General features: G+C 64.2%; 27 protein-coding genes and 1 pseudogene. 16 read left to right on the forward strand and 12 right to left on the reverse strand.

The annotated features are described in order from the left end of the window. Positions 1-262 precede the first annotated feature (262 nt). The gene (gene phaC, locus R3355_RS03500; RefSeq protein ID WP_318960070.1) at positions 263-1,945 is read left to right on the forward strand and encodes a class II poly(R)-hydroxyalkanoic acid synthase; all 1,683 of its coding nucleotides are present in this window, start codon (positions 263-265) and stop codon (positions 1,943-1,945) included. Positions 1,946-2,026: 81 nt separating this feature from the next. Continuing rightward, positions 2,027-2,641, forward strand: coding sequence for a TetR/AcrR family transcriptional regulator (locus R3355_RS03505; protein ID WP_318948823.1), 615 nt, complete (start codon positions 2,027-2,029; stop codon positions 2,639-2,641). A gap of 125 nt (positions 2,642-2,766) precedes the next feature. Here the strand turns inward: R3355_RS03505 and R3355_RS03510 are convergent. The 3 genes and pseudogenes from R3355_RS03510 to R3355_RS03520 all read right to left on the reverse strand — a co-directional run. Then, a pseudogene (locus tag R3355_RS03510) lies at positions 2,767-3,474 on the reverse strand (phasin family protein); the annotation flags it as partial. A gap of 10 nt (positions 3,475-3,484) precedes the next feature. After that, positions 3,485-3,922, reverse strand: coding sequence for a phasin family protein (locus tag R3355_RS03515; protein WP_318948825.1), 438 nt, complete (start codon positions 3,920-3,922; stop codon positions 3,485-3,487). 166 nt (positions 3,923-4,088) lie between these two features. Then, entirely contained in the window at positions 4,089-4,367 is a 279-nt protein-coding gene (locus R3355_RS03520; RefSeq protein WP_318960072.1) for a polyhydroxyalkanoic acid system family protein, read from the reverse strand. Between the two features lie 198 nt (positions 4,368-4,565). Here R3355_RS03520 and ubiE point away from each other — a divergent pair, with 198 nt between their 5' ends. The 9 genes from ubiE (at position 4,566) to R3355_RS03565 (ending at position 10,459) form a co-directional block, all read left to right on the forward strand. Continuing rightward, positions 4,566-5,336: a bifunctional demethylmenaquinone methyltransferase/2-methoxy-6-polyprenyl-1,4-benzoquinol methylase UbiE gene (gene ubiE / locus R3355_RS03525; RefSeq protein WP_318960073.1), complete on the forward strand. Its 771-nt coding sequence runs from the start codon at positions 4,566-4,568 to the stop codon at positions 5,334-5,336. Next, positions 5,336-5,953, forward strand: coding sequence for an SCP2 domain-containing protein (locus R3355_RS03530; protein ID WP_318960074.1), 618 nt, complete (start codon positions 5,336-5,338; stop codon positions 5,951-5,953). The genes ubiE and R3355_RS03530 overlap by 1 nt, the downstream gene beginning before the upstream one ends. After that, positions 5,950-7,542 (forward strand): ubiquinone biosynthesis regulatory protein kinase UbiB, encoded by a 1,593-nt coding sequence (gene ubiB / locus R3355_RS03535; protein WP_318960075.1) that lies wholly within the window; start codon positions 5,950-5,952, stop codon positions 7,540-7,542. The genes R3355_RS03530 and ubiB overlap by 4 nt, the downstream gene beginning before the upstream one ends. Positions 7,543-7,608: 66 nt before the next feature. Then, positions 7,609-8,010, forward strand: coding sequence for a phosphoribosyl-AMP cyclohydrolase (hisI, locus tag R3355_RS03540; protein WP_318960076.1), 402 nt, complete (start codon positions 7,609-7,611; stop codon positions 8,008-8,010). Further along, positions 8,003-8,335, forward strand: coding sequence for a phosphoribosyl-ATP diphosphatase (locus tag R3355_RS03545; protein ID WP_318948831.1), 333 nt, complete (start codon positions 8,003-8,005; stop codon positions 8,333-8,335). The genes hisI and R3355_RS03545 overlap by 8 nt, the downstream gene beginning before the upstream one ends. Before the next feature lie 41 nt (positions 8,336-8,376). Further along, the gene (gene tatA / locus R3355_RS03550) at positions 8,377-8,610 is read left to right on the forward strand and encodes a twin-arginine translocase TatA/TatE family subunit (protein WP_318948832.1); all 234 of its coding nucleotides are present in this window, start codon (positions 8,377-8,379) and stop codon (positions 8,608-8,610) included. Between the two features lie 3 nt (positions 8,611-8,613). Beyond that, on the forward strand, positions 8,614-8,964 hold the full coding sequence (gene tatB / locus R3355_RS03555) for a Sec-independent protein translocase protein TatB (protein WP_318960077.1): 351 nt from the start codon (positions 8,614-8,616) through the stop codon (positions 8,962-8,964). Further along, entirely contained in the window at positions 8,961-9,755 is a 795-nt protein-coding gene (gene tatC, locus R3355_RS03560) for a twin-arginine translocase subunit TatC (RefSeq protein WP_318960078.1), read from the forward strand. Before tatB ends, tatC begins: the two co-directional genes overlap by 4 nt. Beyond that, positions 9,752-10,459, forward strand: coding sequence for a 16S rRNA (uracil(1498)-N(3))-methyltransferase (locus tag R3355_RS03565; protein WP_318948835.1), 708 nt, complete (start codon positions 9,752-9,754; stop codon positions 10,457-10,459). Before tatC ends, R3355_RS03565 begins: the two co-directional genes overlap by 4 nt. A 210-nt stretch (positions 10,460-10,669) precedes the next feature. Here the strand turns inward: R3355_RS03565 and R3355_RS03570 are convergent, their stop codons facing one another. Continuing rightward, entirely contained in the window at positions 10,670-11,173 is a 504-nt protein-coding gene (locus R3355_RS03570; RefSeq protein ID WP_318960079.1) for a helix-turn-helix domain-containing protein, read from the reverse strand. A gap of 102 nt (positions 11,174-11,275) precedes the next feature. On the opposite strand from R3355_RS03570, the gene R3355_RS03575 reads away from it, so the two are divergent. Then, the gene (locus tag R3355_RS03575; protein ID WP_318960080.1) at positions 11,276-12,004 is read left to right on the forward strand and encodes an SDR family oxidoreductase; all 729 of its coding nucleotides are present in this window, start codon (positions 11,276-11,278) and stop codon (positions 12,002-12,004) included. A gap of 171 nt (positions 12,005-12,175) precedes the next feature. Further along, the gene (locus tag R3355_RS03580; RefSeq protein ID WP_318960081.1) at positions 12,176-12,769 is read left to right on the forward strand and encodes a 2-hydroxychromene-2-carboxylate isomerase; all 594 of its coding nucleotides are present in this window, start codon (positions 12,176-12,178) and stop codon (positions 12,767-12,769) included. A gap of 14 nt (positions 12,770-12,783) precedes the next feature. On the opposite strand, the gene R3355_RS03585 is transcribed toward R3355_RS03580, so the two are convergent. Next, complete coding sequence (locus R3355_RS03585; protein WP_318960082.1) at positions 12,784-13,365, reverse strand: TetR/AcrR family transcriptional regulator; 582 nt, start codon at positions 13,363-13,365, stop codon at positions 12,784-12,786. 88 nt (positions 13,366-13,453) lie between these two features. Between R3355_RS03585 and R3355_RS03590 the strand changes: the two genes are divergently transcribed. Beyond that, the gene (locus R3355_RS03590; protein WP_318960083.1) at positions 13,454-13,951 is read left to right on the forward strand and encodes a DoxX family protein; all 498 of its coding nucleotides are present in this window, start codon (positions 13,454-13,456) and stop codon (positions 13,949-13,951) included. A 115-nt stretch (positions 13,952-14,066) separates the two neighbouring features. Continuing rightward, positions 14,067-14,483: a UPF0158 family protein gene (locus R3355_RS03595; protein WP_318948841.1), complete on the forward strand. Its 417-nt coding sequence runs from the start codon at positions 14,067-14,069 to the stop codon at positions 14,481-14,483. Between the two features lie 171 nt (positions 14,484-14,654). Here R3355_RS03595 and R3355_RS03600 read toward each other — a convergent pair whose 3' ends face one another. The 4 genes from R3355_RS03600 to pip all read right to left on the reverse strand — a co-directional run bounded on the left by R3355_RS03600 (position 14,655) and on the right by pip (position 18,175). Continuing rightward, complete coding sequence (locus R3355_RS03600; RefSeq protein ID WP_318948842.1) at positions 14,655-15,302, reverse strand: response regulator transcription factor; 648 nt, start codon at positions 15,300-15,302, stop codon at positions 14,655-14,657. Positions 15,303-15,305: 3 nt separating this feature from the next. After that, a complete protein-coding gene (locus R3355_RS03605) occupies positions 15,306-16,655 on the reverse strand; it encodes a cache domain-containing protein (RefSeq protein WP_318960084.1) in 1,350 nt (449 codons plus the stop codon). Positions 16,656-16,769: 114 nt separating this feature from the next. Further along, positions 16,770-17,207 carry a D-aminoacyl-tRNA deacylase gene (gene dtd, locus R3355_RS03610; protein WP_318960085.1) on the reverse strand — a complete coding sequence of 146 codons (438 nt, stop codon included), beginning with the start codon at positions 17,205-17,207 and terminating at the stop codon, positions 16,770-16,772. Next, positions 17,204-18,175, reverse strand: a complete 972-nt coding sequence (pip, locus tag R3355_RS03615) for a prolyl aminopeptidase (RefSeq protein WP_318948845.1) — start codon at positions 18,173-18,175, stop codon at positions 17,204-17,206. Before pip ends, dtd begins: the two co-directional genes overlap by 4 nt. Positions 18,176-18,288: 113 nt before the next feature. Between pip and R3355_RS03620 the strand changes: the two genes are divergently transcribed. Then, positions 18,289-18,723, forward strand: a complete 435-nt coding sequence (locus R3355_RS03620) for a hypothetical protein (RefSeq protein WP_318948846.1) — start codon at positions 18,289-18,291, stop codon at positions 18,721-18,723. Between the two features lie 87 nt (positions 18,724-18,810). Here the strand turns inward: R3355_RS03620 and R3355_RS03625 are convergent, their stop codons facing one another. The 3 genes from R3355_RS03625 to hutI all read right to left on the reverse strand — a co-directional run bounded on the left by R3355_RS03625 (position 18,811) and on the right by hutI (position 22,872). Then, positions 18,811-20,733, reverse strand: a complete 1,923-nt coding sequence (locus tag R3355_RS03625) for an autotransporter domain-containing protein (protein WP_318960086.1) — start codon at positions 20,731-20,733, stop codon at positions 18,811-18,813. A gap of 134 nt (positions 20,734-20,867) precedes the next feature. Continuing rightward, positions 20,868-21,671 carry an N-formylglutamate deformylase gene (gene hutG, locus R3355_RS03630; RefSeq protein ID WP_318960087.1) on the reverse strand — a complete coding sequence of 268 codons (804 nt, stop codon included), beginning with the start codon at positions 21,669-21,671 and terminating at the stop codon, positions 20,868-20,870. Next, entirely contained in the window at positions 21,664-22,872 is a 1,209-nt protein-coding gene (gene hutI / locus R3355_RS03635; RefSeq protein WP_318960088.1) for an imidazolonepropionase, read from the reverse strand. The genes hutG and hutI overlap by 8 nt, the downstream gene beginning before the upstream one ends. Positions 22,873-22,948 lie beyond the last annotated feature (76 nt).

Below are 22,948 nucleotides of genomic sequence, written 5' to 3' on the forward strand. Positions count from 1 at the left end.
GGAATTTTCACGATCGCAGAGCAGCAGGCAAATAACCCTCGCCCATCGAGCCCAATAGGTTCACGCTCACAGAGCCGAGAGGGGCACGCACGATGCAGGGCCTCCCCATCTTGGTGCGGAGCCGAGGGTTCTGGCGCTTGGTTGCCACGCCGTCACATGCCTGGAAACAGGTTGGGCTAGTCTAGACGGCGAACCCGCAGCCTCTTGGTACAAGCCTTGCTGTACTGCTCCCTGATCACGGATAGTTTTGGAGTGTCGCCCAATGCGCAAACAACCTTCGACACGCAACCTTCCGGCTCCGGCCGGCTCGATGAACGCCCAGAGCGCGGTCGCTGGTCTACGAGCCAGAGACATGTTGTCCACCCTACGCAGCCTGGCCTTGCAGGGCTTGCGTCAGCCGGTTCACAGCGCCCGTCACGCACTGGCCCTGGGCGGACAGTTGGGGCGCGTCCTGCTCGGCGACACGCCGCACAAGGTCAACCCGAAGGATGCGCGCTTTGCCGATCCGACCTGGCAACTCAATCCGTTTTACCGGCGCAGCCTGCAGGCCTATCTGGCCTGGCAGCATCAGCTGGACAACTGGATAGAGGAAAGCGACATGAGCGCCGACGATCGCACCCGTGCGCGCTTCGTCGTCAGCATCCTCGGCGATGCCCTGTCCCCCACCAACACCCTGCTCAACCCATTGGCACTCAAGGAACTGTTCAACAGTGGCGGCAGCAGCGTAATCAAAGGTATGGGCCACCTGCTCGACGACCTGCTGCACAACGACGGCCTGCCCAGCCAGGTCAACAAGCATGCCTTCGAAGTCGGCCGCAGCCTGGCCGCCACGCCCGGTGCGGTGGTGTTCCGCAATGAACTGCTGGAGCTGATCCAGTACAAGCCGATGAGCGAGAAGCAGTACGCGCGACCGCTGCTGATCGTGCCGCCGCAGATCAACAAGTACTACATCTTCGACCTGTCGCCCGACAAGAGCTTCGTCCAGTACGCCCTGAAGAACGGCCTTCAGGTGTTCGTGGTGAGCTGGCGCAACCCGGACGCACGTCATCGCGAGTGGGGCCTGTCGAGCTATGTGCAGGCGGTCGAGGAGGCCATCGATGTCTGTCGGGCGATCACCACCAGCAAGGACGTCAACTTGCTCGGCGCCTGCGCTGGCGGCCTGACTATCGCCGCCTTGCAGGGGCACCTGCAAGCCAAGCGGCAGCTGCGCAAAGTCGCCAGCGCCACCTATCTGGTCAGCCTGCTGGACAGCCAACTGGACAGCCCGGCCATGCTCTTCGCCGATGAAAAAACCCTGGAAGCGGCCAAGCGCCGCTCCTACCAGCAAGGCGTACTGGACGGTCGCGACATGGCCAGGGTGTTCGCCTGGATGCGCCCCAACGACCTGATCTGGAACTACTGGATCAACAACTACCTGCTCGGCAAGCAGCCGCCGGCCTTCGACATTCTCTACTGGAATAATGACAGTACCCGCCTGCCCGCCGCCCTGCATGGCGACCTGATCGACTTCTTCCAACACAATCCGCTGATCCGTGCCGGCGGCCTGGAAATCTGCGGCACTCCGGTCGACCTGCGCAAGGTCACGGTCGACAGCTTCAACGTCGCCGGCATCAACGACCACATCACCCCCTGGGACGCGGTGTACCGCTCGAGCCTGCTGATCGGCGGCGACAAGCGCTTCATCCTGTCCAACAGCGGGCACATCCAGAGCATCCTCAATCCGCCGGGCAACCCCAAGGCCAACTACCTCGAGAGCGGCAAGCTCAGCGGCGACCCGCGCGCCTGGTACCATGACGCCCAGAAGCACGATGGTAGCTGGTGGCCACAGTGGCTGAACTGGATCCAGGAGCACGCCGGCGAGCAACGCAAGACGCTGATGACCCTGGGCAACGCGCACTACCCGGCGATGGAGGCGGCGCCCGGCACCTACGTGCATGTGCGCTAGTCGCACACGCTACCGAGCACTGGCCGAAGCCACCTTCGGCCGGTTATCTTCCAGCCTCCCCTGTCAGCACAAGAAGACCGGATGAAAACCCGCGATCGTATCCTCGAATGCGCGCTGATGCTGTTCAACCAGCAAGGCGAACCGAACGTCTCCATCCTGGAAATCGCCAATGAACTGGGGATCAGTCCGGGCAATCTGTACTACCACTTCCATGGCAAGGAACCGCTGATTCTCGGCCTGTTCGAGCGTTTCCAGGCGGAACTGGCGCCACTGCTCAACCCGCCCGATGACGTACGCCTGGATGTCGAGGACTACTGGCTGTTCCTGCACCTGATCGTGGAGCGCCTGGCGCACTACCGCTTCCTGTTCCAGGATCTGTCCAACCTGGCCGGGCGCCTGCCAAAGCTGGCCCGCGGTATCCGTAACTGGCTGAACGCATTGAAACGCACCCTGGCATCGCTACTGGCGCGACTGAAGGCGGAAAACCAGCTGGTCAGCGATACCCAATCCCTCGGCCAACTGGTCGAGCAGATCACCCTGACGCTGCTGTTCTCCCTCGACTATCAGCGCATCATCGGCCGCGAAGGCGAAAGCCGTCTGGTGGTCTATCAGGTGATGATGCTGGTGGCCCCGCACCTGATCAGCGAATCACGCTTCGCTGCCGAGCATTTGGCGCAACGCTACCTGGAGACCTGAGCGAAATACCGCCTGATCGCGACGCAGAAACGCAAACGCCCGGCCAAGGGCCGGGCGTTTGCGTTTACGACAGCGGGCCTTTAGGACTGGCTGGTCGGTGTTACTGAAGCGACTACAGGCGTCGGAGCAGGCGCAGGTGTTGCCGCCGGCTCAGCTGCAACTGGTGCAGCAGCTGGCTTGACCGCAGGTTTAGCAGCGCTTTTCACTGCCGGTCTGGCCACTGGCTTTGCAGCAGCCTTGGCGGCCGGTTTAGCGGCAGGTTTAGCGACTGCCTTGGCCGCAGGTTTGGCGGCGGCTTTAGCGGCCGGCTTGGCAGCAGCTTTGGCCGCAGGTTTTGCAGCAGCTTTGACCACAGGTTTGGCGGCGGCTTTTGCTGCCGGTTTGGCGGCTGGCTTGACCGATTTGACCGAAACACCGGTCAGCTGCTCGATCTGCTTGGTCAGGCTGTCGACCTTGGCGTTGAGCGCCTTCACTTCATTGCGGCTCGGTACGCCGAGACGCGAAATGGCGTTGTTCAGACGCTTGTCGAACGCTTCTTCCAATTCGCCCCACTTGCCGATCGCCCGGTCCTTGACCTCGTCGACCCTGGACTTGGTGCTGCCCACTTTCGACTCGACCGTGGACTTCACCACATCGACTTGCTTCTCGACTTCGCTCTTGGCCAGTTTCTCGGCTTTTTCGCCATCTTTGACCAGTGTATCGAACAGCTTGGTGCCGTCCTTGCTGACCTTGGAGTATGCCCCCAGGCCTGCCAACCAGATCTGACGCGAGTATTTTTCAACTTCGCCGATCCAGGAACTGGTCTGCTTTTCGGTTTTCTTTTTGACGGCCATGCTGTTCTCCTTATTTGGTACGCGCGACTTGCTCGAGCAACGCGCTCAACTCATCAAGCTTAGCAGAGAGCGCAGTAACGTCCTGCCTCGACGGGATGCCGATACGGTTGAGCGCACTGGCCACGCGGGCGTCGAACGCCTTCTCGATTTTATCGAGCTGCACTTCGACTTTACCTTTGACGCTGTTGACGTTGCCGGTCACGTTGTTCTTGACCTGGTCGATCTGGCTGTTGGCCGCCTCGACCTGCTCGCTGACCAGCTTCTTGCCTTGCTCTTCGACGCCTTCGCCGCTCTTGACCAGCTCCTTGAAATACTCGAAGCCTTCCTGCCCGGCCTTGGCATAGGCACCCAGGCCAGCCAGCCAGATCTTGCGGGCATAGCCTTTGACATCGGTCAGCACGGTGGCTTTATCTTCGACTTCAATTTTCTTCACGGCAACTTTCGACATGGTGCACCTCACGCGCAGTGGTTTGAGGAAACGCCCACGGAATGCAGGCTTGAGTGCACGGTAGCGAGGAAAATTAGAAACCACATACTAGTCTCAAAAAAACCAGCCGAGCCTCCGCGGTTGCGCAACGACAGCTCACTAGTACGCGAGCGTTTTCACAGCCTTCTCAGGCCTTTAGGCTCTTATCCAGCACCTCTTCGATTTCCCGCTTGATGCTGCCGCTCATGGCAGACAGCAGCAGGCCGAGGTTGAGTTGCACGCGCACCCGATCCTCGCCGACCTCGATACGTCCATCGGCACCGCTGCGCTTGAACTCCAGGGTGTCGCCGTTCCAGCTGTAGCGCACGGCGTACTCGCGGGCCAGGCGCTCAGCCAATTGCTCGGCTTTTTCCCGGGCGACCTCGCGACCGAGCGAATGGGGGCGTTGCACATCAATTCTGGCCATGGCGTTTCTCCCAAGCAGACCAACTGCGACCTTAAGTCGCGCGACTATAGCAATAAGCTGCAGCCGCCAGCTGCAAGAGCAGCCAGGCATTTCGCTTTGGCGGCACTTGCAGCTTGGCCCTTGCAGCTCAGCGCGGCCTTTTCGGTTTAGAATGACCGCCACTTTGATTCAGCCTCTCTATATTCAGGTAAGGGCGAGATGAACGACCCGCGCAAGCACAACGACAGCGAACCCACCACGCACTTTGGTTTCCAGGATGTACCGGAAAGCCAGAAGGCGGAAAAAGTCGCCGAAGTGTTTCATTCGGTGGCCGCCAAATACGACCTGATGAACGACCTGCTCTCGGGCGGCATGCATCGACTGTGGAAGCGCTTCACCATCGAGCTGTCCGGCGTACGCCCGGGTAATCGGGTGCTGGATATCGCCGGCGGTACCGGCGACCTGGCGCGCAAGTTCGCCAGTCTGGTCGGCCCCACCGGCGAAGTGGTGCTGGCCGACATCAACGAGTCGATGCTCAAGGTCGGTCGCGACCGCCTGCTCGACCGCGGCGTGGCCGGCAACGTGCGGTTCGTCCAGGCCGATGCCGAGAAGCTGCCATTCCCGGACAACCATTTCGATTGCGTGACCATCGCCTTCGGCCTGCGCAACGTCACCCATAAAGAGGACGCCATCCGCTCCATGCTGCGCGTGCTCAAACCCGGCGGCCGCCTGCTGGTGCTGGAATTCTCCAAGCCGTCGAGCAGCCTGCTGTCGAAGGTCTACGACAGCTACTCGTTCAACTTCATGCCGCTGATGGGCAAGCTGATCACCAACGATGCCGAGAGCTACCGCTACCTGGCCGAGTCGATCCGCATGCACCCGGACCAGGACACCCTCAAGGCCATGATGGTCGAGGCCGGCTTCGAGCGCGTCACCTACCACAACATGACCGGCGGCATCGTCGCCCTGCACCGCGGCATCAAACCCTGATGCTCAGCACCGCCCTGCTGGCCGGCGTCGAGCTCGGCCTCAACCGGGTACTGGCCCTGGACAGCACGGCACTGCCACGCCTGGCGCGTTTGAGCGGCCGGGTGATCGCGCTGGACTGCACGGCACCGGCGCTGCAGCTGTTTATCCTGCCCAGTGGCGAAGGCCTGCAACTGGCCGGGCAATGGGCCGGCGCGGCCGATTGCCGCCTGCGTGCCCCCGCCACAAGCCTGCTGCGCCTGGCCACCGGCCAGGACAAGACGGCGGTGCTGCACAGCCCGCAAGTCGAACTGGACGGCGACAGCGCCGTCCTCCTGGAACTGGCCGGCATCCTCCAGGACCTGGAGCTGGATTGGGAGTACGAACTGTCACGCTGGCTCGGCCCGCTCGCCAGCCAACTACTCGGCAAGCATATCCGCAGCCGGGCCAACTGGACCGGCCAGACCCTCGACAGCCTGCGCCTCAATCTGGCCGATTACCTCAGTGAAGAATCGCGTAGTCTGGTCGGCCAACGCGAAGCCGATGCCCGCTTCGCCGAACTGGATCGACTCAAACTCGACCTCGACCGTCTCGATGCCCGCATCGAGCGCCTCATCCAACCGCATAAGCACACCGCATGAAGCTGCTCGCCGTTCGTCGTCTGCTGCGTATTCAACGCGTGGTCATCCGCTACCAGCTGGATGACCTGCTGTTCGCCCAACCCCTGCCGCTCTGGCTGCGCGCTCTGCGCTATGCCCTGCCGTGGCGCTGGCTGCCGCGCAAGGCCCTGCACTTGTCGCGCGGCGCCCGCCTGCGCCTGGCCCTGGAAGAACTGGGGCCGATCTTCATCAAATTCGGTCAATTGCTCTCCACCCGCCGCGATCTGCTGCCGATGGATATCGCCGATGAACTGGCCAAGCTGCAGGATCAGGTGCCGCCGTTCGACCCGGAGCACTCGCGGGCGCTGATCGAAGCACAACTCGGCGCCAAGGTCGGCGACATATTCGCCCGCTTCGACGCCCAGCCGCTGGCCTCCGCCTCGGTCGCGCAGGTGCATGGCGCGCAACTGAAAAGCGGTGAGGAAGTGGTGGTCAAGGTGATCCGCCCCGGCCTCGAACCGGTGATCCGTCAGGACCTGGCCTGGTTGTTCCTGCTGGCCAAACTGGCCGAGAAGGCCTCCGCCGATGCTCGCCGCCTGCGCCCGGTGGAAGTGGTCGGCGACTATGAGAAAACCATCTACGACGAACTCGATCTGCTGCGCGAGGCGGCCAACGCCAGCCAGTTGCGGCGCAACTTCGAGGGCTCGCCGCTGCTCTACGTGCCCCAGGTCTACTGGGAGCTGTGCCGACCGAAAGTGCTGGTGATGGAGCGTATCTACGGAATCCAGGTCACCGATCTGGCGACCCTCGCCGACCAGCGCACCGACATGAAGCTGCTGGCCGAGCGCGGCGTGGAGATATTCTTCACCCAGGTGTTCCGTGACAGCTTCTTCCATGCCGACATGCACCCCGGCAATATCTTCGTCAGCACCCGCACGCCGTGGAACCCGCAGTACATCGCGATCGACTGCGGCATCATCGGCAGCCTCACCGGGGAGGACCAGGACTACTTGGCGCGCAACCTTCTGGCCTTCTTCAAGCGCGATTACCGCCGGGTGGCGCAGTTGCACATCGACTCCGGCTGGGTGCCGGCCGACACCAAGGTCAACGATTTCGAGGCGGCCATCCGTACCGTCTGCGAGCCGATCTTCGAGCGACCGCTGAAGGATATTTCCTTCGGCCAGTTGCTCCTGCGCCTGTTCCAGACCGCGCGGCGCTTCAACATGGAAGTGCAGCCGCAGCTGGTGCTGTTGCAGAAAACCCTGCTGAATATCGAAGGCCTGGGCCGCCAGCTCTACCCGGATCTGGACCTGTGGACGACCGCCCAGCCTTTCCTAGAACGCTGGATGCGCGAACGGGTCAGCCCCCTGCATCTGCTGCGCAATCTGCAGCAGCAGGCCGAACAGGTGCCGCACCTGTCGCAGATGGCCCGCGACACCCTGGAACGCCTCAATCAGCAGCCGCCCGCGGCAAGCAACGGCGAGCCCGCCAACCCGCACCAGTGGCCCGGGCGCTTGCTCGGCGCCCTGTTGATCGGCGGCGCGGCCAGCCAAGGGCTGGCTCTCAGTCTGCTGGTCTGGCCCAGTTGGGCCATGCTCGCCGGCGGTCTTTATCTGGTGCTGCGCCGATAGCCACACCGCAGCCACGCTGGCACACTAGAACCCTATCCCACAGGCCCGTGACGGGCGGAAGCAGCGATGACCGACTGGCTCGACGAAATCAACTGGAACAGCGACGGCCTGGTGCCGGCAATTGCCCAGGATCACCATACCGGCCGCGTGCTGATGATGGCCTGGATGAACCGCGAAGCCCTGGCCCTGACCGCCGCCGAACAGCGCGCCATCTACTGGTCGCGCTCGCGCGGCAAGCTGTGGCGCAAGGGCGAGGAGTCCGGCCACGTACAGAAGCTGCATGAACTGCGCCTCGACTGCGACGCCGATGTAATCATCCTCAAGGTCGAGCAATTGGGCGGCATCGCCTGCCATACCGGCCGGCAAAGCTGCTTCTATCGGGTGCTCGACAACGGCGCCTGGAAAACCGTCGATGCCGTGCTCAAAGACCCGCATGCCATCTACGCCAAAGGACACAGCCATGACTGACACCCTGAGCCGCCTGGCCGAGGTCCTGGAAGCGCGCAAAGGCGCCGCGCCCGACAGCTCCTACGTCGCCAGCCTGTACGACAAGGGCCTGAACAAGATTCTGGAAAAAGTCGGCGAAGAATCGGTGGAAACCATTCTCGCCGCCAAGGACGCGGCCGTCAGCGGCGACTGCAGCGAGCTGATCTACGAAACCGCCGACCTGTGGTTCCACAGCCTGATCATGCTCGCCGCCCTCGGCCAGCATCCGCAGGCGGTGCTGGACGAACTGGATCGCCGCTTCGGCCTGTCCGGGCACGCGGAAAAAGCCGCACGTCCGCAATCCTGACCAGCTACTTATCAACAACCAGCTACTGAGGAGTACACATCATGGGTTTCGGTGGCATTAGCATTTGGCAACTGGTGATCATTCTGCTGATCGTGGTCATGCTGTTCGGCACCAAGCGCCTGAAAGGCCTGGGTTCCGACCTCGGCGATGCGATCAAGGGCTTTAAAAAATCGATGGGCAACGAAGACGGCGACAAACCGTCTGTGGAAGAGCCCAAGGGCCAGACCATCGATGCCCAGGCGCGCAAGGTCGAAGAACCGACGAAGAAAGACTGAGCCATGTTCGACATAGGCTTTACCGAGCTGCTATTGATTGGCGTGGTCGCCCTGGTGGTGCTCGGCCCCGAGCGCCTGCCCGGCGCCGTGCGCACCGCCGGCCTGTGGATCGGCCGGATCAAGCGCAGCTTCAGCGCGATCAAGGCCGAAGTCGAGCGTGAAATCGGCGCCGACGAAATCCGCAGACAACTGCATAACGAGCAGATTCTCGAGCTTGAGCGCGACATGAAGGCCATGAAGCAGACCCTTGATGCGCCCCTCAGCAGTATTACCGAGTCAAACCCGGCCAGTGACGCCCCCCCTACGGCCGCCCCAGACGACAGCACCCGCCAGGATAAAAGCCCGCAACCATGAGCCGACCAACGGACGGCGACCAGGAAATGCCCCTGGTATCGCACCTGACTGAACTGCGCACGCGCCTGCTGCGTATCGTGGGCGCCGTGCTACTGCTGTTTGCCGGGCTGTTCTACTTTTCCCAGGAGATCTACGCGCTGGTCGCTGCGCCTCTGCGGGCTTATCTGCCGGAAGGCGCAACGATGATCGCCACGGGCGTCGCCTCGCCCTTCCTGGCGCCGTTCAAGCTCACCATGATGGTCGCCCTGTTTCTGTCGATGCCGATCATCCTGCATCAGGTCTGGGGCTTTATCGCACCGGGCCTGTACAAGCACGAGAAGCGCATCGCCATCCCCCTGCTGATTTCCAGCATCCTGTTGTTCTACGCCGGCATGGCCTTCGCCTATTTCGTGGTGTTCCCGATCATGTTCGGCTTCTTCGCCAGCGTGACCCCGGAAGGCGTGGCGATGATGACCGACATCGGCCAGTACCTGGATTTCGTCCTCACCCTGTTCTTCGCCTTCGGCGTGGCCTTCGAGATTCCGGTGGCGACCTTCCTGCTGATCTGGGTCGGCATCGTCGACGTCGCCGCCCTGCGCAAAGGCCGGCCCTATGTGATCGTCGGCTGCTTCGCCGTCGGCATGGTGCTGACACCGCCGGACGTGTTCTCGCAGACCCTGCTGGCGGTGCCCATGTGGCTGCTGTTCGAGGCGGGCCTGCTCTGCGGCAGCCTGGTCAAACGCCGTGACCAACACGAAGCCGAAGCCGCCGAGCAGGAACACGACGACCAACCGCCTGCCGCTCAGCCGTGAACCTGCTGCTACTGGAAGACGGCGACTTCGTTGCCGCAGACCGTGTGCTGCTCAGCGGCCGCCGCCTCAAGCACCTGCATGAGGTGCACCGCGCTGCAGTCGGTGACAGCCTGCGGGTCGGGCGCCTCGATGGCTTGATGGGTGCCGGCCAGTTGCTGCGCCTGGATGCCGAGCAAGCCGAACTCTCGATCGAGCTCGACCAGAGTGCCCCGGGAAAACTGCCGATCACCCTGCTGCTGGCCCTGCCACGACCGAAGATGCTGCGCCGCATACTGCAGACGATCAGCGCCATGGGCGTGCCCAGGGTGGTGCTGTTGAACAGCTACCGGGTCGAGAAAAGCTTCTGGCAGACGCCCTTTCTCGAGCCGGCGGCGATTCGCGAACAATTGATTCTCGGCCTGGAGCAGGCCCGCGACACGGTGCTGCCGGAAATCATCATCGAGAAGCGCTTCAAGCCCTTCGTCGAGGACCGCCTGCCGGCGCTGGCTGCCGGCAGCCTCGGTCTGATCGGCCATCCCGGCGCCTACCCGCCCTGCCCGCGGGCGGTGGATCGAGCCGTGACCCTGGCCATAGGCCCGGAAGGCGGCTGGATTCCCTACGAAGTCGAGAAGCTGCAGGAGGCCGGCATGCAGCCGGTACAACTCGGCGAGCGCATCCTGCGCGTGGAGACGGCGGTTACCGCCCTGCTGGCGCGTTTGTTCTAGTGGCGTGCCGCACCTGAAACTGCGGGAGTGCCTGCGAAACGGCGATCTCCGGAACATCGATCGCACGCATGGCGTGCTCCTACGGTTCGGCGTGTAGATCCTATGTTTATGCACAAACCTCGCAGGACGTAGAACTCGTAGGAGCGGCAGGGGCGCCTAGCCCATGCCCTCGATGCTTTTTGCCGTCCCGTAGCCCGGATTGCATCCGGCCTACGGGTTTTCCTCCGCTCGCCGGGCGTGCCAATGCACCGGCAGCAACTGTCCCTTGAACGCCGGCGCCTCCTCCAGCGAGACATCGCCTGGCAGCAGCGCCTCGCCGCATTCCGAGCAGACCAGCACGCCGTGCATCGACTGGCCACAGTGACTGTGCCGATGACGAATCGGCGCGCCTTCGACGCCGCTCATATGGCGGTCGCCCCAGTTGACCAGGGCCAGTACGGCGGGGTACAGGTCGCGCCCCTTGTCGGTCAGGCGGTAGTCCTCGCGCAGGGGGCGCTGTTGATAGGCGACCTTGTCCAGCACCCCGGCTTCGACCAGTTTCTTCAGGCGCTCGGCCAGCACATGGCGGGTCACGCCCAGGCGTTTTTCGAACTCATCGAAACGCCGGATACCGAGAAAGCATTCACGCAGCACCAGCAGGGTCCAGCGATCGCCGACCACCGACAGGGTGCGGGCCAGGGAGCAGGGTTGTTGCTCGAGTTCTTCCCAACGCATTGCACAGTCTCCAGCCAGCGATATCTCACCATAGCTTGACAGGTTCCAAAATGGAACCGACTATCGAGCAAGGTTCCAAAACAGAACTAACGGAGAGCCGCAATGACTGAACGCAAAGCAATCCTGGTTATGGGTGCCGGCGACGCAACTGGCGGCGCCATCGCCAAACGCTTCGCCCGCGAGGGCTATGTCGCCTGCGTGGCCCGCCGCCATGCGGACAAACTGGCGCCACTGGTCGCTGCCATCGAGGCTGAGGGCGGCGCGGCGCGGGCCTTCGGCTGCGATGCCCGGGTCGAAGCCGAGGTGCTCGAACTGTTCGCCAGCATCGAGCGCGAGGTCGGCCCGCTGGAGGCGGTGGTGTTCAATATCGGCGCCAATGTGCAGTTTTCCATCACCGAGACCACCGAGCGGGTCTATCGCAAGGTCTGGGAGATGGCCGCCCTGGCCGGTTTCCTCACCGGCCGCGAGGCGGCGAACGTCATGCTGCCACGCGGGCGCGGCAGCATCATCTTCACTGGCGCCACCGCCTCCCTGCGCGGACGGGCCAACTTTTCCGCCTTCGCCAGCGCCAAGTTCGCCTTGCGCGCCCTGGCCCAGAGCATGGCCCGCGAGCTGGGCCCGCAGGGCATCCATGTCGCCCACCCGATCATCGACGGCGCCATCGACACCGCCTTTATCCGCGAGAGCTTTCCCGAGCTGTATCAGCGCAAGGAACAGGACGGCATCCTCAACCCCGAGCACATCGCCGAAACCTACTGGCAGATCCATTGCCAGCCACGCGACTGCTGGGTGCATGAACTGGATCTGCGCCCCTGGACGGAAACCTTCTGAGCCCCGGCCATGTCATCTCGTAGCCCATGCAATCCGGGAACACTCGATGACGTCACGACTGCTCCCCGGATTGCATCCGGGCTACGGACCTGGCTCTAGCTCGCGAGATCGTAAACAGGCTCTAACCGTCGCACGCTCGCCCAATAACAAAACCTCCCAGAGGTGCATCCAATGAGCAAAACCGTTGAGTTCTTCTTCGATTTCGGCAGTCCGACCAGCTACCTGGCCTGGACCCAGTTACCGCGCATCGCCAGCGAAGCCGGAGCGCAGATCGTCTGGCGGCCGATGCTGCTCGGTGGCGTGTTCAAGGCCAGCGGCAACCGGTCGCCGATCGGCATCCCGGCCAAGGGCCGCTACATGCTGCAGGACCTCGCCCGCTTCGCCAGACGCTATGGCGTGCCACTGGCGTTCAACCCGCACTTCCCGATCAATACCCTGCACCTGATGCGTGGCGCCGTCGGCTACCTCGGCTCGGAACGCTTCCAGCCCTATGCACAGGCGATCTTCGAAGCACTCTGGGTGCAACAGCAGGACCTCGGCAACCCCGAGGTGGTCGCCGCAGTACTGAACGCCGCCGGCCTGGATGCCGCCGAGTTCGAACAGCAGGTCAGCGACGAGGCGGTCAAGCAGCAACTCAAGGACAACACCGAGGAGGCGCTCCAGCGTGGCGTGTTCGGCGCCCCGACGTTCTTCGTCGGCAGCGAAATGTTCTTCGGCCAGGACCGCCTCGACTTCGTCGCCGAGGCCCTCGCGCAGCCGGGCTGAACCCCTGCCTTGTCTCAACCACCCTGCAGGCCATTGGCGAACATCCGGGTCACTCGCTCACTGAGTTCGGCGGCACTCAAACCACCCTGCACGGCCTCGCTCAACTGCCGATCCAGGAGCAGCTGGGCGAGGCCGTGCACCAGGCTCCAGGCCGCCAGGGTCGCCACCTCGGGCTCGCGCGCTGGCGCCGTCTCGTGCACCGCCCGGGCCAGGCGCTGGTACAACGCCAGCGCCGCCTGCTGCAGCTGCGGATAACGTGCCTTGTCCAGACCGGCGCCGAACATCAGGGCAAAGCGCCCCGGCTGCTCCAGAGCGAAATACACATAGCACTGGCCGAGCGCGGCCAAACCACCGGTCTCGGCGTCCATCCGCCTGCCCAGCTCGCGAAAGCCGTCCTCCGCCAGGGCGGCCAGCAGACTGTCGCGGTCGGCAAAGTGGCGATAGGGCGCGTTATGCGACACCCCGGCGCGACGGGCCACCTCGCGCAGACTGATGAGCGCCACACCGCCTTCGTCGAGCAACTGGGCCGCCGCCGCCAGCAACGCCGGCTTCAGCTCGCCATGGTGATAGGGCTGGGATTGCTTGCATGTTGACACCGACAACATCTCCTTTTATGTTGGCAACGTCAACATTATGCCGACGACCCGCACCCCGCGCCAGTCGACCCGCCACGGGAGGTCTACCATGCTGTTTATCGCCCTGCTGCTTCTTCTCACCCTGCTCGCGCTGCTGGCCGACCGCGCCGGCATGCAGGGCCTGTCCGACTGGCCGGCACGGATGCGCCTGGCCATGGCCGTCGCCCTGCTGCTGGTCGGAAGCGACCACCTGCTCACCCCGCAACGCTACCTGGCGATGATGCCGGACTTGCTGCCCTATCACCTGGAACTGGTGCTGTTTACCGGGCTGTGCGAGCTGGCCGGCGCCATCGGCCTGCTGCTGCCGCGCTGGCGGCGTTGGGCGGCGCTGGCCCTGGCGCTGTATTTCGTCTGCGTGTTCCCGGCCAATATCAAGAACGCCCTCGATGGCCTGGACGTCGAGGGTCTGCCGGCGGCGACCTGGTACTACTGGCTGCGCCTGCCGATGCAACCGCTGATCATTCTCTGGGCTCTGTATGCCGGCGAACTGATCGGGCGCCGGCACATGGCAACGGAGGCCGGGGGAAGACAATGCAAGGCCGGCTGAGCCAACGGATGAACTGGCCAGCCCTTGGCGTGGCACTATGGTCCGAGGTTGTGAAAATATCGAGCGCAGTAGGCGGGAGTTTTTTCACCACCTCTCACCCCTGGAGCCAACGACCATGCGCCCCCTGACCCTCGATCTGCCGCACCTCGAACAGGCCCTGCTCAGCCAGGACGCTGGCGAGCAGTACCTGGACCTGGCAACCGGCAGCGTGCTGCGTGTCGCCCCTGGTGCGCCCGCACCGGGCAGCGAGGAGAAATACGACGTTCAGCCTGATCGCTACCTGGCCATAGAACCCCTGGACCTGGACGACCTGCTGGCCATGCGCGAAGCCTTTCTATTCGGCCTGCACGACCCACACGCACATACCCTGCTGCGCCATGCCCTGAGCGGACGCAGGCCCTTGCGCACATTCGACTATGAGCTGGAAAAGTTGCCGCAGCTACAGCCCGCCTGGCAGGCCTATCAGGCCCGACAGGCACGTGAACTGGCCATCGAGTGGCTACAGGCCAATGGCCTCGAGGGCGCAGACTAGAGTCGTGCCACGCCGACGCTTGCGCTTTTCATAGGCGCCAGCTTGCTGAGATACGGCGCTATGCGATGCCTTTTAATCCGCCTATCCGCTGATCGCCGGGACGCCGGACCGCAGCAAGCTGGCTCCTACAATGCTCCTGCATCCCATGCTTCACGGACATATGCTTGCGCCTCAGATGCTCAACCAGCCACGCTCCAGTGCATATTTCACCAGTCCGGCCGGGGTATCGACGCCCAGTTTGCGCCGAATGCTCAGCCTATGAGTTTCGACGGTGCGCACGCTGATATCGAGCATGCGCGCGATGGCCTTGTTGCTCAGGCCCTGCACGAGCATCTGCAACACCTCACGCTCACGCGGGGTCAGCTCGTCGTCAGCGGCCGGCGGCGAGCTCACGGTTTTTTCCAGCAGGTCGGCACTGTAGTAGGTACCGCCAGCGGCAATCGCATCGATGGCGGCGACTATTTCCCATGAGGCGGCATCCTTCAGCACATAGCCGCGGGCGCCGGCACGGATCGAGCTGGTCACGTATTCGGCGTGGTCGTACATGCTCAGAATCAGGATCTGCATGCCGGGGTACTGACGACAGAGGATCTCGGTCAGCTGCAAGCCGGTCATGTCTTTCATGCCGATGTCGACCAGCAGCAGGTCGGGGCGAACCTGGTCGACCAGGGTCAGCGCCTCGGCGCCGCTGCTGGCCTCGCCCACCACCTCCAGCTGCGGCATGGCCGTCAACAGCGCACGCAGGCCGTCACGCACCAGCTCATGGTCATCGACCAGGGCCACGCGGATAGGTTGACGATCTTGGGATATGTTGGACATGGCTCAACCCGGTAGCGGCAGACTCACCATAAGCTCGGTGCGGCCTGGCGTGGAAGATAAGGTAAAACGGCCGCCAAGGTGCTCGACCCGCTCGCGCATGTTGCGCAGGCCGATGCCGCTACTGCGCGCCTGTTCGATCCGTGCAATGTCGAAGCCGATGCCATCATCGCGCACCCTCAGCTGCACCGTCGAGCCATCCTGCCCCAGCGCGATACTGACCCGGCGGGCCTGGGAGTGACGCGCGATATTGGCCAGGGCCTCCTGCACGATGCGAAACAAGGCCACCGACTCGCCATCGGGCAGTCGTACCATGTCCAGGCTCTGCTGGTATTCAACCAGCAGCCCGCTGCGCTGCTCGAACTCGACCGCCAGCTGATCGATGGCCGCTGGCAGGCCGAAGCTGTCCAGCAGCGAGGGCCGCAGATCATGGGAGATGCGCCGCACCTCGGCGATCGCCCCGCCGAGGCGCGCCAGCCCGCCGCGCAGCGTCTCCAGCGCCTGGCTGCGCCCGCTTTCCAGTTCGTGACAGGCCAGTTCGAGGCGGAACTTGACCGACACCAGCAACTGGCTGATGCCGTCGTGCAGCTCACGCGAAACCCGCGAACGCTCCTCCTCCTGGGAACTGACGATGCGTTGCGCCAACAGCTTCAGCTTGCGGTCGGCCAGGCGCTGCTCGCTGAAGTTGAGCGTCAGCCCGCCGGCCGATACCAGCAGCACCGCCACCAGCGCCACGCCGGCCAGCGCCCACATGGTGCTGCGGATGTTCTCCGCCACCTTGGCCCGCGCCTGCTGGGTGGCCAGCTCGACATCATCGAGATACAGGCCGGTGCCGATCATCCAGTCCCAACGCTCGAGCATCACCACATAGGCGAGCTTTTCGGTCATCTGGCCGGAGGAGGGTTTCTCCCATTGATAGCGCTGGAAGCCGTCGCCGCTGCGCGCGCTGAGCAACAGCGCCTGGATCGCCTGCACCCAATGCGGGTTGCTCATGCTCACCAGGTCACGGCCGATCAATTCCGGCTGGCGCGGGTGCATCAGGTTGCGTCCCTTGCCGTCGTAGACAAAGAAATAGCCATCGCTGCCATAGTCGAGGCCGAGCAGTATGTTCAGCACCTGCTGCTGAGTGACGGCGTCGTCGCGACCGCTGGCGTACAAAGGGGCGACAGCGCTCAAGCCCAGCTCGACGTAGTTCTGCAGCTCGGTCTTCTTGCTGGCGATGATGCTGGTTTCGATCAGCAACTCCTGCTGCTCGCCCAGGCGCTTGGCATGCGACAGCACCAGTGCGCCGATCACGGCAATGGCCAGCAGCAGCGGCAGAATGGCGAGGGCGACGATCTTTTGTTTGAGCTGCATGGGGACCGTTGGTGGCGAAGCGGCTGGCGGACAGAAGCCGGGATTCTAGCAAAGCGGGCCTGACTCTCACTTGCCAGCTCGTCCGGGTTTTTCGATCCCGGCACGCCCGGCGCTTCAGACTTCGAGCAGAAAGGTCACCGGGCCGTCGTTGACCAGATGCACCTGCATATCGGCACCGAAGCGGCCGCTGGCGACCGGCGCATGCTTGCTCCGCGCCAGCTCGACCAGCAGGTCGAACAGCGCGGCACCCAGGGCCGGAGGCGCCGCTGTGGAAAAACTCGGGCGCAGACCGTTGCGGGTGTCGGCCGCCAGGGTGAACTGCGAGACCAGCAGCAGGCCGCCGCCGACATCGCCGAGCGACAGATTCATCTTGCCGTCGGTGTCGCTGAACACCCGGTAGTTGAGCAGCTTGTGCAGCAGTTTGGCGACGCTGGCCGGATCGTCCTGCGGCTCGACGGCGACCAGGGCCAGCAGGCCCTGATCGATGGCGCCGACGACCTCGCCGGCCACTTCCACCCGCGCGCCACTGACCCGCTGGATCAGCGCCTTCATGCTTCGTCGGGCGACAGGTCGAGCAGGCGGCGGGCGATCTGGTTGGCCGCACGCACCAGGGCGTCGGTGATGCCGACTTCGGAGGCGGCGTGGCCGGCGTCGCGGATGATCTGCAGTTCGCTGTTGGGCCAGGCCTGGTGCAGTTCCCAGGCGTTGTCCAGGGGGCAGATCACGTCATAGCGGCCATGCACGATCACCCCGGGCAGGTGGGCGATTTTCGCCATGTCGCGGAGCAACTGATCGGCCTCGAGGAAGGCGTTGTTGACGAAGTAGTGGCACTCGATCCGGGCAATCGACAGGGCCCGGTGCGAATCATTGAAACGCTCGACCACCTGCGGGTTCGGTCGCAGCGTGGCGGTGCGCCCTTCCCAGGCCGACCAGGCCTTGGCCGCATGCATCTGGGCGATCTGGTCGGAGCCGGTCAGGCGCTTGTAGTAGGCCTGCATCAACTCGCCGCGCTCCACGGGCGGGATCGGCGCCAGGTAGTCCTGCCAGTAGTCGGGGAACAGGCGGCTGGCGCCTTCCTGGTAGAACCAGTGGAACTCTTGCGGGCGGCACAGGAAGATGCCGCGCAGGATCAGCGCGTGCACCCGCTCGGGGTGGCGCTGGGCATAGGCCAGCGCCAGGGTCGAGCCCCAGGAACCACCGAACAGCACCCACTTGTCGATGCCTAGGTGCTCGCGAATGCGCTCCAGGTCGGCGACCAGGTCCCAGGTGGTGTTGTTCTCCAGGCTTGCATGGGGCGTCGAGCGCCCGCAGCCACGCTGATCGAAGGTGACGATACGGTACAGATTCGGATCGAAGAAGCGCCGGCTCAGGGCGTCGCAACCCGCGCCCGGACCACCATGGATGAACACCACCGGCAGACCCTCCGGCGTACCGCTCTCGTCCACATAGAGTACGTGCGGTGCCTCTACCGCCAGCTCGTGGCGGGCGTAGGGTTTGATCTCCGGATACAAAGTCTGCATGGTGCACTCCTGGATGTATACGTAGGGTACGGCGCCAACTCGTGTGCGCAAGTTTGCTGTCACTACCGTTTCCCGCTCTGCCTCGCATCATAACCATGTAAAAGGAATTCAGCATGTCAGCTCGGCGATTTGCCTTACTTTTAGTGATGCCTTTCATCCTGCTGACGGGTTGCGGCGCCAAGGATGACCCGCAGGCGAGCCTGGAAGCGGCGGTGCAGCAGCTGCAGGACAACCTGGAAGCGAAAGACACCGGCGCCGTCCTCGAGCAACTGCACCCGCAGTTCTCCGCCCAGCAGGAGTTCGACCGCGACTGGGCCAGGCGCACCATGGCCCTGCTGTTTCTACGGCACAAGCACGTCAGGGTGATCGCCCTCAGCAAGAATAGCCGCCTCGACCCGACTTACAGCGAGAAAGGCCACAGCCAGGCGCAAGTCGCCCTGACCGGTGCCGAAGGCCTGATCCCCGACAGCGCGCGGCACTATGGGGTCAAGCTGGAGTGGTGGCGCGAAGGCGAGCAATGGCAACTGGCGCGGTTGCATTGGGAGTGACGCCAGCCGCGCACAGTTGCATGGGTGAAGGTGATCCGGCTGGCATGAAGCCGCAGAACGCGAGCTTTTGCCAGCCAGGTCTGGCGCTTACCAATCCCAGTTGAGGGACAGGTTCACGCCATGTTGACGGTCGTCGGTGCCGCGGAACTGATAGGCCGCGCGCAGCTGCAGCTCCTCGGCCAAGGCATGACTGATGCCCAGCCCGGCGAGGGTCTGGCCGCTGGCCGGCGTATGCCCCTGCAGCTCGAAGCTGTTGCCGGCTACCGAACTTAGGCCCATGCGCAGATCGCGGCGATCGTCCTCGAACTCCAGCTCGCGGGCGATCTCGGCAAACACCTGGGTCGCTGGCGCCAGCTGGTAGTTGGCCTGCAGGCCCAGCCCCAGCCGCGTGCTGTCGCGCTCTTGATCGGCGAAGTTCAGCGCAGTGGCACTGGCACCATCCTCGCGATAACCGTCCACATCGACCCTGGCATAGTCGGCGCTGATGAACGGGCTGACCCGCCAGCCCGTGTCGGCATTGGCCAGGTCATAGCCCAGGCGCCCGGACAGGGCCCAGAGCTGGCCGTCGCTGTCGCCTTTCTCGCTGCGCTGGGCGATGCCCAGGGCGAACTGCCGATTGAGGTCGCTGTAGTCCAGATGACCGAGGCTGAGGCTGGCGTCCGCCCACAGGCGACCCTGCTGATACTGGGCGAAGGCGCTGAGCAGGTAGCTGCGCAGGTCGTACTCGGAGTCGGCCTCACCCACTTCGAGGGTCTGTTCCTGCAGGCCCAGGGCCAGGCCCAGGCGCCACTGTTCGCTCAGCCGGTAGCTGCTGCCCAGATTCACGCCAAGGCCATCGCTGTCGCCGCTGGCCACCGCGTCGCCGCGCTCGAACTCCTGGCGCTGACCACTGGCGCCGACGAAGCTGCGCCACTGGCCGACGGCTTGCCAGGCACCACGGTCGGCCTGCCATTCGCTGCGCAGCTGTTGCTGGTGGCCGTTGAGGCTGGCCATGGCCATTTCCGGCAGCAGGGACACTTCCCAGGGCGCGCCGAGAATCGAATAGATGTAATCGGCGCTGATCTGTTGCACCGCGGCGGTGGGGTGTACGCCGTCGTTGAACATCAAGCGGTCGGGGTTTGGCGTGAGCCCGCCGATACCCCAGGTCGGGTCGGCCAGGCAGCTATCGCCACTGAAACAGACATCGGTCTGGCTCACCAGCGGGTCGAAACCGTAGGTCGCCAGATCGCCCTGCACCTCGCCGAGCAGGCCGCGGAAGTTGAGACGGATGACATTGCCACCGAGGGCCGCAAGCTGGTTACCCAGCTCGGCGTTGAGCAGGCCCGAGGCGTTCGACCAGGCGGCGCGAAAGCCCGAGACGAAGCCGGCCGGAGTCAGGCCGACGTCCGGCAGGTCGGAGACGATGATGGTGCGCGCGCCGGCCTGCTGCAGGGCGGCCACACCCGCCACCAGATCGGCGGCCGCTGCTGCGGCGCTGGCCTGATCGGTGACCACGAACTGCAGCACATCGTTGCCACCGCCGTTGATATAGAACAAGGCATTGGGATCGACTCGCGGCATATCCAGCAAATAACCGTTACGGGTACGAATGGTGCCGCCACCGGCATTCACCACCGAACCATTGACCGCCGTAATCGAATTCAATATCTGATCGGTGCGGTAGCCACCCACCGCATAGTTAGTGCCATCGGCATTGCCAGTTAGTATCTGCGGCAGAATGGGTGTCGAGGGCAATGCCTGCAGGCCGAGCAACGACGCCAGGCGCTGGGTGGCAACGGCATCGAAGTACTCGGTGTTATTGCCAAGGTAAGTGGGGCCGGTGCGGTTGGTGAAGCGCAACCCACCAGTCGGATTGCCGCCCAACAGCGGGCTGCCGATGTCGGGAAACTGCCCGCTGTCGCTCAGCGAATCGCCGAAGATGACCAGCTGCGAGTAAGGCATGGCCTGCGCGGCGGCTGGTAGGCTCGCCAGCAGGACGGCAGCGGTCAGGGTTTTCAGGGTCGGGCTCATGAATGCTCCTTCTTATTAGTATTGCCAGAGGGCAAGCATAGAAGAGTATCCAGCCCGGCCGAGCGAGACAGCCACCCATATGGGTGAGGCAAGTCCCTCCCCGATCGCAATCGACGCAACGCCACCTCAGCCAGTTAGCGCCCGTAGCGTTCGCGGCCCCAGTTCAGCATCGCCTGCAGCAGGTCGCGAAGCACCTCCTGGGTCGGCTCGGCGAGGTCTTCGCGGTAGTCGAAGGGCACCTGTTCCTCCATGTAGGTGCACTGCGCCAGCTCCAGCTGGACGGCATGCACATGCGCCTGCGGCTCGCCGTAATGGCGGGTGATGTGGCCTCCCTTGAAGCGGCCATTGAGCACATGGCTGTAGTCCCGGGCAGCGGCGCAGACCGCCAGCAGCCGCTCGCTCAGCTGCGGGTCGCAACTGGCGCCGGCATTGGTGCCCAGGTTGAAGTCCGGCAACAGGCCGTCGAACAGGTGCGGCACGCAGGAGCGGATCGAATGCGCATCGAACAGCAGCGCATAACCGAACTCGGCCTTGATCCGCGCCAGCTCGGCCGCCAGGGTCTGGTGGTAGGGTCTCCAGATATCGGCAAGATAGCGCGCCCGTTCCGCGCTGGACGGCTCGAGTCCTGCGCGGTACAGCGGTTCGCCGGTGAACAGGATCGTCGGGAACAGCCCGGTGGTGGCACTGGAATAGAGTGGCGCGTCATCTTCCGGGCGGTTGAGGTCGATGACATAGCGCGAGTAGCACGCCGCCAGGGTACTGGCGCCCAAGTCCTCGGCGAAGTCATAGAGCAGCGGGATATGCCAGTCGGTATCCGGGCGCTCCAGCGCCTCCTCGACCAGCCCGGCCTCGACGGCGGGCGTCAGCAGAATGCCGGGATGCGGCATGCTGATCAGCAGCGGTGTGCTGCCACGGCGGAAGCTCAATACGTTATCCATGGTCGACCTCCTGTGCATGGCGAATCACCCGCTTGGGCAAATCGCCGCCCAACCAATAGGCCAGTTCCGCCGGTCGCCGGATCTGCCAGGCGACGAAGTCAGCGACCTTGCCCACTTCCAGGCTACCGCGACTGGCCGCCAGACCCAAGGCCTTGGCGGCATTCAGGGTGACCCCGGCCAGAGCTTCCTCGGGGGTCAGGCGGAACGAGGTGCAGGCCATATTGAGCATCAGGCGCAACGACAACGCCGGCGAGGTGCCGGGATTGAGGTCGCTGGCCACCGCCATGGCCACGCCGTGCCGACGCAGCAGCTCGATCGGCGGCAAGCGGGTTTCGCGCAGCAGGTAGAAGGCCCCGGGCAGCAGCACCGCGACGCTTCCGGCCGCCGCCATGGCGATGACATCCTCCTCGGTCATGTACTCCAGATGATCGGCCGACAGCGCCTGGTAGCGCGCCGCCAGGCTGGAACCGTGCAGTGAAGACAGCTGTTCGGCATGCAGCTTGACCGGCAAACCCAGCGCCTGCGCGGCGACGAACACCCGCTCGACCTGGGCCGGGGAGAAGCCCAGGTGCTCGCAGAAGGCATCCACCGCATCCACCAGCCCTTCGGCTGCCAGCTCCGGCAGGATCTCGCGGCAGACCAGCTCGATATAGGCATCGGCGCGGCCCACATACTCCGGCGGCACGGCATGGGCGGCCAGGCAGGTGGCGCGTACGGTCAGCGGCAGCATGTCGCCGAGACCGCGGATCACCCGCAGCATCTTGCGCTCGCTGGCCAAGTCCAGGCCGTAGCCGGACTTCACCTCCAGCGTAGTGACGCCCTCGCGCAGCAACTGCCGCGCCCGCCGCAGCGCGCCGCTCAGCAACTCGCCCTCGCTGGCCTCACGGGTGGCGCGCACGGTGCTGGCGATGCCGCCGCCGTTTGCTGCGATCTCGGCATAGCTGACGCCCTCAAGGCGCAGCTCGAACTCGCCACTGCGGTCGCCGCCGAACACCAGGTGGGTGTGGCAATCGATCAAGCCGGGGGTGAGCCAGGCACCCTCGAGGTCATGCCGCTCGGCGTAGTCGCCAGCGGGCAGCTCGGCTCGCGGGCCGATCCAGGCGATGTGCGCGCCCTCGGTGACCAGCGCGGCGTCCTCGATGATCGAGTAACGCCCGCCGGCCATGGTGGCGGCATGACAGTTGAACCAGAGAGACTGCATAACAGGTGTTCCTCCTCGCGGCGCCACGGGTACAGGTTCTGCCAATGGCCGGCAATCCGCCAAACCGGGCCGAGTC

Origin of the sequence: Pseudomonas sp. (genome assembly GCF_033723075.1) — a bacterium.
Classification (GTDB): Bacteria; Pseudomonadota; Gammaproteobacteria; order Pseudomonadales; family Pseudomonadaceae; genus Aquipseudomonas.